Genomic DNA, 7,308 nt, shown 5'->3' on the forward strand with positions numbered 1-7,308 from the left:
TCATTACGTATTGCTAAGGTTAATACATGCTCCTGTTGTCTAGGGAGGCAGCACCTATCAAACTCTAAGAATGCATTTATTATTCTTAAAAAAGATATTTTAGTACCAAATTTTGTGCGTTCGTTAATGCCGTATTACAATGATGGAGGTGTTATAGATGAAACCTTTTCGAAAGTAAAAAGAGAAGAGCTTTTATTAATATTACTACAAACCAATCCCGAAATTTCGGATGTATTATTTGACCAAAGCATCCCCGAAAAATTAGATTTAGAAGCATTTATATACCGAAATTATAAGTTTAATGTGAGCCTCGAAAGACTAGCTTACCTAACTGGCAGAAGTTTATTCTTCTTTTAAAAGAGATTTTAAAAAGATTTTTAATGACACTCCTAACCGTTGGTTAATGCATAAAAGACTGCAAGAAGCCCATTTTCAAATTGAAAGAGAAAAGAAAAAGCCATCTGATATCTACCTCGATTTGGGCTTCGAGAACATTTCGCATTTTTCATTTGCTTTTAAAAAACAATTTGGATACAATCCTACAAGTTTGATAAAAGGAAATCTACAATCCTAATTATCAATTAGTAAGCAGAAAATGTAAATGTGTTTTTTGTTTCAAGTTTCAAGTTTCAAGTTAAAAAACTTTGCGTTCCTTGCGTATCTAGATAGCTATTGGCATTGCGAACTTTTCGGTTAAGTTTCAAGTTTCAGGTTAAAAAAATTTGCGTTCCTTGCGTATCTAGATAGCTATTGACATTGCGAACTTTGCGGTTAAGTTTCAAGTTTCAGGTTTCAGGTTTCAGGTTAAAAAAACTTTGCGTTCCTTGCGTATCTAGATAGCTATTGGCATTGCGCACTTTGCGGTTAGGTTTCAGGCTTCAGCCTTCAAGTGAAAAATCTGCCTAATCTCCTGAATCTACATGCTAAAAATTTTCATTTATCATAAAGTTTTTCCTATATTACACGCAATAAAACAACACGCAATAATGGAAAAAGATTTAATACTACTTGGAGCCAATGCGCTAAGAAGAGCAGCTATGAATAACAAAGCGAAAGAGCACATACTCTCTAACGAAATATTATTCAGAACTTTAAAAAAAGCAGCTAACAGATATATAGGCGGAGAAACATTAGACGAAACAATTCTTAAAGTAAAAGAACAAAATAAAGAAGGTTTTAAATGCTCTATGGAATTTATGGGAGAAAATACCCTGACCGAAATTGAAGCCAATAAAGCTACCGCAGAGTTCATTAGAATTGCACAAGAAATTAAAACCCAAAAGCTTAATTCGACTGTTTCTTTAGATTTATCTCATATTGGATTATCTATATCTCCAGATTTATGTTTGAATAATTTAGCTTCTATATGCCAAGAAGCCGAAAAAGAGAATATCGAAGTAACAATTAGTGCCGAGAATGTTGAAATAACAGACGCTATTATTGATATTTACAAAACAGCATCTCAAACCTATAAAAACACTTCAATTACACTTCAGGCTTATCTACACCGATCACAAGATGATTTTAAAGAATTGATTCAGGAAAACGGAAGAATACGCATTGTAAAGGGAGCCTTTGATACTCCCGCCCATCTTTCAATTCCAAGAGGTACTGCATTAAATGAGCGCTATTTGTATTATGTTGATCAGCTACTATCAAAAAATCACCGTTGTGCTATTGCAACGCATCATGATTATATCCAGCAAGAAGTTGTATCGTTAATTAAAAATTACAAAACAACTAATGATATTTACGAATTCGAAAGCTTATACGGAATCCAAACAGAACAATTAAAAAGCTTAAAGGAACAAGGGTATTCAACTAAACTATACTTCGTATATGGCAAAGAATGGTATTTGTATTTATGCAACAGAATAGCCGAATATCCTTTTAATTTATTTCAGGCATTAGATGATATTGTAAGCTAAGATTACAGCTTACATGAATGTCTTTCTCGGAGTCACAGAGAAATAAAACTTAAATTTAGCCCCTTTGTATCTCTGAGAAAAACATAATATTCTAAACGAATTCTGACTCAAACAAAGCCGTGAAATGTTTTACTATTTTTGCCTTTACTTCGGCTTCATCAACTTTTTCTACACCAAGTTCTACCTGAAGTGAAGTAACTGCTTTACCTCGAATCCCACACGGAATAATATTATCAAAATAACCTAAGTCAGCATTCACATTCAAAGCAAAACCATGCATCGTTACCCAACGTGAAGCACGTACTCCAAGCGCACAGATTTTACGGGCAAATGGAGTTCCTACTCCTAACCAAACTCCCGTTTCACCTTCACTTCGGCCACATTCTAATCCGTATTCCTGAAGAGTCAAAATAATCGATTCTTCTAGTAAGCGCAAGTATTTATGAATATCGGTAAAGAAATTCTCTAAATCCAAAATAGGATATCCTCCCTCCCTACAGGGCCATGATAGGTAATATCTCCACCTCGATTTATTTTGTAAAAATTGTCCTATTTCGGCTTCCAGTTGCTTTCAGACAATAGTAAATTGCTCAATCGCCACTTTTCCCAAAGTATATACATGCGGAATATTCAGACAAAAAAGAAATCATTAGGAGTTGGCAAATCAAGTTCTTCTCTCCTATTTCTTAATTTTTAAATCTACAATAGCTGCAAATAATTCCTCTTGATATTCCCAAGTCGATTTATAATCTTTTTGACCTAAATCTTGAAGTTGGATTTTTTTATTCATTGTATTATTTTTCAAACTCTACCTCTAGCGCCATTTTAGCTGGATTTTCCATATAATCGGTAAAAGGGTATTCGATAGTTATCGTTTTACGGTCTTCACTAACTACAGCATTACTATTAGATACTTTTTTTACCTTTTTAGGAAAATTGTATTTTAAAATATAAGTTGAAGAAGCAAAAATCATTTTATTCATTCCTAATGAATCTTCTACAGGCTTATTTGTTTCTTTTGGATTTAAGATAACTTTTCGGTTAAACTTTTTACCATCATAATTAAAGCTTACAGTACTATTATTATTAAAATTCCCGCCAAAAGGTAGTTTGTCTTGTGAATTATTTTTCTCAATATTTTGTATGGTACTCAAGCTTTTTACCATATCCTGCAATTCGTTTACATTTTTGAAATCAGAATTTAAATCCAACAAAAACTGATTTTCTGTTGTATTCATCTTCATATTAACCAAAAAATTTTCTAATTTTTTAAGTTCTTTTTGTTCTTCTGGAGAAAGTTTAGCAATACTATCTTTCTTATTTTTAAACATTTCTTTAAAAGAAAAAGTAGTATCGATCTTTTGTTTTGAATCATTTACTTCATTTCCTAATTGTTCCCCCGCCATCTTCATCAACCCCGATCCATCCATCTCGAGTGAGAATTTACCTGTTCCGTTATCTGCAATATTGATGTTTTCTGTAAAAGTACAACTCGTTAAAGTCGCCAATAAAAAGGAAAAACTAAGAAATTTTAATAGTCTCATATGTAGATTATATTTTTCTTCAAAGATACGAAGTCTATTTAAAAGAATTGTTGTCTTTAAGAGTTGCTATTAATTTTCAAATATTACTTTAAAACCAAGCTTTTCTTCATCATCTGGAAAATCTTTAATCGGAATTTCAAGAATAAAGCTTTTTCTATCTTTTGAAATTATTGCATTTTTTAATGACATCGTTTTTATCTTTTTCGGAAATTGATATTCTATTGAATATTTACATTCTTTTAAAATTTCATCCATCTTTTTTGAAAAATCATTATCTGCATTTTTCTCTTTTTTTCTTCTTCTCTTTTTTTGTTTTAGCACCATCGGAAAGTAAAATCACTTTCTCAAAAACCTTCCCATCATAATTATATGAAAACATTGTTTTTTTATTTTCTTTTTCAGGAACACTCAAATTACCTAACTGTTTGCCTGGACCAATTTTCGGCATTGCTTCAAGAACCTCTAAGGGCGAAAGCATATTTTTAAGGCTATCTATTGACTGAAAATTATATTCCATGTCAAATTTCAATTGTTTTTCAGCATCATTTGCTTTTACATTGACTTTAAAGTTTTCGAGCATTTTTATTTTTCGTCTTTGGACTCTGGTAATTTGGCAACACTATCTTTTACTTTTGCAAAAACTTCTTTGAAAATGAAAAACACTATCGATTACTTTACTATTCTTTGTAGAATCGGTACTCCAAACCCAATTTAAATATTCCGGACAAATCAAATCCGTATGAAAAACTCCCCGAACCATCTTCATGCATAACCATTTTTTCTTTCATAGTACAGCTCGACAAAGCCAAAAAAATCAATAGACAAACTAAAACTTTCTTCATTCTCTTTTTTATATATTTAATTTTATTTATTCTAAAACAACCTCTAAATTAGTACTCGCTGGGTTCTGCAAACAATCTAAGCTGAAACGTAAGTGTTAATGATTTTTTATCTGAGCTAAGTATTGCAGCAGCATTCGAAACTGATTTTATCCCACGTGGAAAATTATATTTAAGTGTATAAGTTAGCGTTAAATCTAAGGAGTGCGTTTTAGATTTAAAATCCTTTATTAGGTTTTTGTTTTTTTGGATCTCAGCTTCATTGATAACATTTAAAGTCCGCTTAAAAACTGTTCCATCAAAACTATATTGTATATCAAAAAAATGTTTTTCAGCTGTAAGCGCATAATTATTCTCAAGATCATCTGCATAATCTTCTGTGTTGTATAAATTAGGAACAATATCTATTTTGGTAAAAGGAAATGTAATAATAGTTTTAAATTCCTTGTCGAAAGAGCTCTTTCTTACATGCACTCTTACATTTGCGTATTTTTGAAATAGCTGTTGCTCTAACTGTGTGTATTTTAAAAACGTTTCGTTATATTTTGTAATATAATCTCGAAAAACATAAGTTGTATCTTAAAATTTTTCTTTAGAGTACTTTTCTCCTGCCAGAAGCATATAACTGTGTTCATCTCTAAGCTGAATCATTTCAATGGTTCCACTTCCATCTTCGCTCAGATTTATTGTTTCGGTAACTTGACAACTTGCAAAAAATATTGTGAGTAAAAAGAAAACAGAAGTAATTTTTCATATTTAATTAAAAGCTTAGAATCTGAGTTGCTAATGTACTGAACTTTTGTTTTAAAAAGTTATCCCGCGAAGTTTCTAAGGGAAAACACTAGCATTATTTTAACCTGAAACTTAGAAACCTGAAACTTAACCGCACAAGTTCGCAATGTCAATAGTTATCTAGATACGCAAGGAACGCAAAGTTTTTTAACCTAAAACTTAAACCTGAAAAAACAACAAAAATGGCATTGTCCTGATAATTCTCTCGCTAAGCCACCTAGCTGCAGTTTTTTTTAAATTGAAACCTGAAACATAACCGCACAAGTTCGCAATGTCAGTAGCGATCTAGATACGAAGAAACTCAAAGTTTTTTAACTTGAAACCTGAAACCTGAAACTACAGAAATCACATTGTTTGATAATTCTCTCGCTAAGTCGCCAAGCCGCAGTTTTTTTTAAATTGAAAGCTGAAACATAACCGCACAAGTTCGCAATGTCAATAGCTATCTAGTACGCAAGGAACTAAAAGTTTTTTAACTTGAAAGCTGAAACCTGAAACTTAAAACCTGAAACTAACAACAAATCACATTTCACTTTTTACATTTCACACTCTTCCTTCCCCTTCCTTCTCTCTCAAAAACGCCATCCTAAAATCGAAATATTTCTGCTTCTGAAAAAACTAAAATTATTTTCAAATTTTGAAATTGCCACTTTTTCAAATATGACTATCTTTGCACACTTAAAAACAGTATATAATGGCCTTATCTGAACAAGAAATCATCCGAAGAGAAAAACTTCAAAACTTACGCAACTTAGGAATCAATCCTTATCCTGCTAATCTTTTTCCTGTAAATCATACTTCAAGCAAATTAACGAGTCTTTTAAGAAGGTAAGAAGGTTATTGTTGCTGGACGTTTGATGAGTGTATAGATCGGAAAAGCTTGTTTTGCTGAATTACAAGATAGCGAAGGACGTATTCAATTATATGTTAATCGTGATGTTTTGTGTGGAGATGATAAAACGTTATACAATCAGGTATTTAAAAAATTAACTGATTTAGGTGATTTTATTGGTATCCAAGGTGGATTGTTTACAACTCAGGTTGGAGCAAAATGTATTCGTGTAAGTGGTTTTACTTTTTTAAAGTAAAACATTGCGTCCGTTTCCTTTGCCAAAAGTAGATGAAGACGGAAATGTACACGATGCATTTAATGATGCTGAATTGCGTTACAGAATGCGTTATGTAGATTTAACGGTTAATCAACACGTTAAAGAAACATTCATTAAGCGTACGAAATTGTTTAGCGCTATGCGTAACTATTTTAATGATGCAGGTTACCTTGAAGTGGAGACTCCGGTTTTACAATCAATTGCAGGTGGTGCTTCGGCAACACCTTTTATCACACATTATAATTGCATGACATTCCGCTTTACATGCGTATTGCAAACGAATTGTATCTAAAAAGATTAATTGTAGGTGGTTTTGAAGGTGTTTATGAGTTCTCTAAAAACTTTAAAACTAAAGGAATGGATAGAACGCATAATCCGGAATTCACCGCTATGGAAATATATGTAGCCTACAATGTTATAATTGGATGATGGAATTTGCTGAAGGTTTGCTTGAGCATTGTGCTATTGCAGTAAACGGTACTAGCGAAGTTACTTTTGGCGAACACCAAATAAACTTTAAAGCACCTTATGCTCGTGTTACAATGACTGATTCTATCAAACATTTTACAGGTTTTGACATTTCTGGTAAAACAGAAGAAGAGTTGTTTGATGCTGCCAGAGGAATGGGAATTGAAGTAGATAAAACAATGGGGAAAGGAAAATTAATCGATGAAATTTTTGGAGCAAAATGCGAAGGAAATTACATTCAGCCAACTTTCATCACCGATTACCCTGAATACAATGTCTCCTTCATGTAAAGAGCACCGTGATAATCCAGAACTTACAGAACGTTTTGAATTAATGGTTTGTGGTAAAGAAATAGCAAATGCTTATTCTCGTATTAAATGACCCTATTGACCAACGTGAGCGTTTTGAAGATCGAATGCGTTTGTCTGAAAAGGCGTCATGATGAAGCGAATGGTATTATTGATGTATATTTTCTTAAGAGCACTAGAATACGGTATGCCTCCAACATCTGGTATGGGTATCGGAATGGATCGTTTGATTATGTACTTAACCAATAATGCATAGGTGCTGCCTCCCTAACAACAGGAGCAGGCATTAACGTATATGGTAATCCTACCAGTAAAGGCTA

General features: G+C 32.5%; 6 protein-coding genes and 3 pseudogenes. 4 read left to right on the forward strand and 5 right to left on the reverse strand.

Features of this window, described 5'->3' with window-relative positions; all coding sequences use genetic code 11:
* The 3 genes and pseudogenes from AC1RYN_RS13065 to AC1RYN_RS13075 form a co-directional block, all read left to right on the forward strand.
* Positions 1-357, forward strand: a pseudogene (locus AC1RYN_RS13065) (hypothetical protein); the annotation flags it as partial.
* Between the two features lie 46 nt (positions 358-403).
* Positions 404-574, forward strand: coding sequence for a helix-turn-helix domain-containing protein (locus AC1RYN_RS13070; RefSeq protein WP_481807315.1), 171 nt, complete (start codon positions 404-406; stop codon positions 572-574).
* A 412-nt stretch (positions 575-986) separates the two neighbouring features.
* Positions 987-1,928: a proline dehydrogenase family protein gene (locus tag AC1RYN_RS13075; RefSeq protein WP_481807316.1), complete on the forward strand. Its 942-nt coding sequence runs from the start codon at positions 987-989 to the stop codon at positions 1,926-1,928.
* Positions 1,929-2,019: 91 nt separating this feature from the next.
* Here AC1RYN_RS13075 and lipB read toward each other — a convergent pair.
* The 5 genes and pseudogenes from lipB to AC1RYN_RS13100 form a co-directional block, all read right to left on the reverse strand.
* A pseudogene (lipB, locus tag AC1RYN_RS13080) lies at positions 2,020-2,718 on the reverse strand (lipoyl(octanoyl) transferase LipB).
* Positions 2,719-2,722: 4 nt separating this feature from the next.
* Positions 2,723-3,472 carry a hypothetical protein gene (locus AC1RYN_RS13085; protein WP_481807317.1) on the reverse strand — a complete coding sequence of 250 codons (750 nt, stop codon included), beginning with the start codon at positions 3,470-3,472 and terminating at the stop codon, positions 2,723-2,725.
* Between the two features lie 69 nt (positions 3,473-3,541).
* Positions 3,542-3,727, reverse strand: a complete 186-nt coding sequence (locus AC1RYN_RS13090; RefSeq protein ID WP_481807318.1) for a hypothetical protein — start codon at positions 3,725-3,727, stop codon at positions 3,542-3,544.
* 16 nt (positions 3,728-3,743) lie between these two features.
* Positions 3,744-4,052, reverse strand: a complete 309-nt coding sequence (locus AC1RYN_RS13095) for a hypothetical protein (protein WP_481807319.1) — start codon at positions 4,050-4,052, stop codon at positions 3,744-3,746.
* 310 nt (positions 4,053-4,362) lie between these two features.
* Positions 4,363-4,785 carry a hypothetical protein gene (locus AC1RYN_RS13100; RefSeq protein ID WP_481807320.1) on the reverse strand — a complete coding sequence of 141 codons (423 nt, stop codon included), beginning with the start codon at positions 4,783-4,785 and terminating at the stop codon, positions 4,363-4,365.
* Between the two features lie 1,012 nt (positions 4,786-5,797).
* On the opposite strand from AC1RYN_RS13100, the pseudogene lysS reads away from it, so the two are divergent.
* Positions 5,798-7,238, forward strand: a pseudogene (lysS, locus tag AC1RYN_RS13105) (lysine--tRNA ligase); the annotation flags it as partial.
* Positions 7,239-7,308 lie beyond the last annotated feature (70 nt).

The organism is Flavobacterium sp. TC780 (genome assembly GCF_056783245.1).

Coding starts and splice junctions, on each gene's coding strand:
- AC1RYN_RS13070 (WP_481807315.1), top strand. CDS start 404: ATGCATAAAAGACTGCAAGAAGCCCATTTTCAAATTGAAAGAGAAAAG.
- AC1RYN_RS13075 (WP_481807316.1), top strand. CDS start 987: ATGGAAAAAGATTTAATACTACTTGGAGCCAATGCGCTAAGAAGAGCA.
- AC1RYN_RS13085 (WP_481807317.1), bottom strand. CDS start 3,472: ATGAGACTATTAAAATTTCTTAGTTTTTCCTTTTTATTGGCGACTTTA.
- AC1RYN_RS13090 (WP_481807318.1), bottom strand. CDS start 3,727: ATGGATGAAATTTTAAAAGAATGTAAATATTCAATAGAATATCAATTT.
- AC1RYN_RS13095 (WP_481807319.1), bottom strand. CDS start 4,052: ATGCTCGAAAACTTTAAAGTCAATGTAAAAGCAAATGATGCTGAAAAA.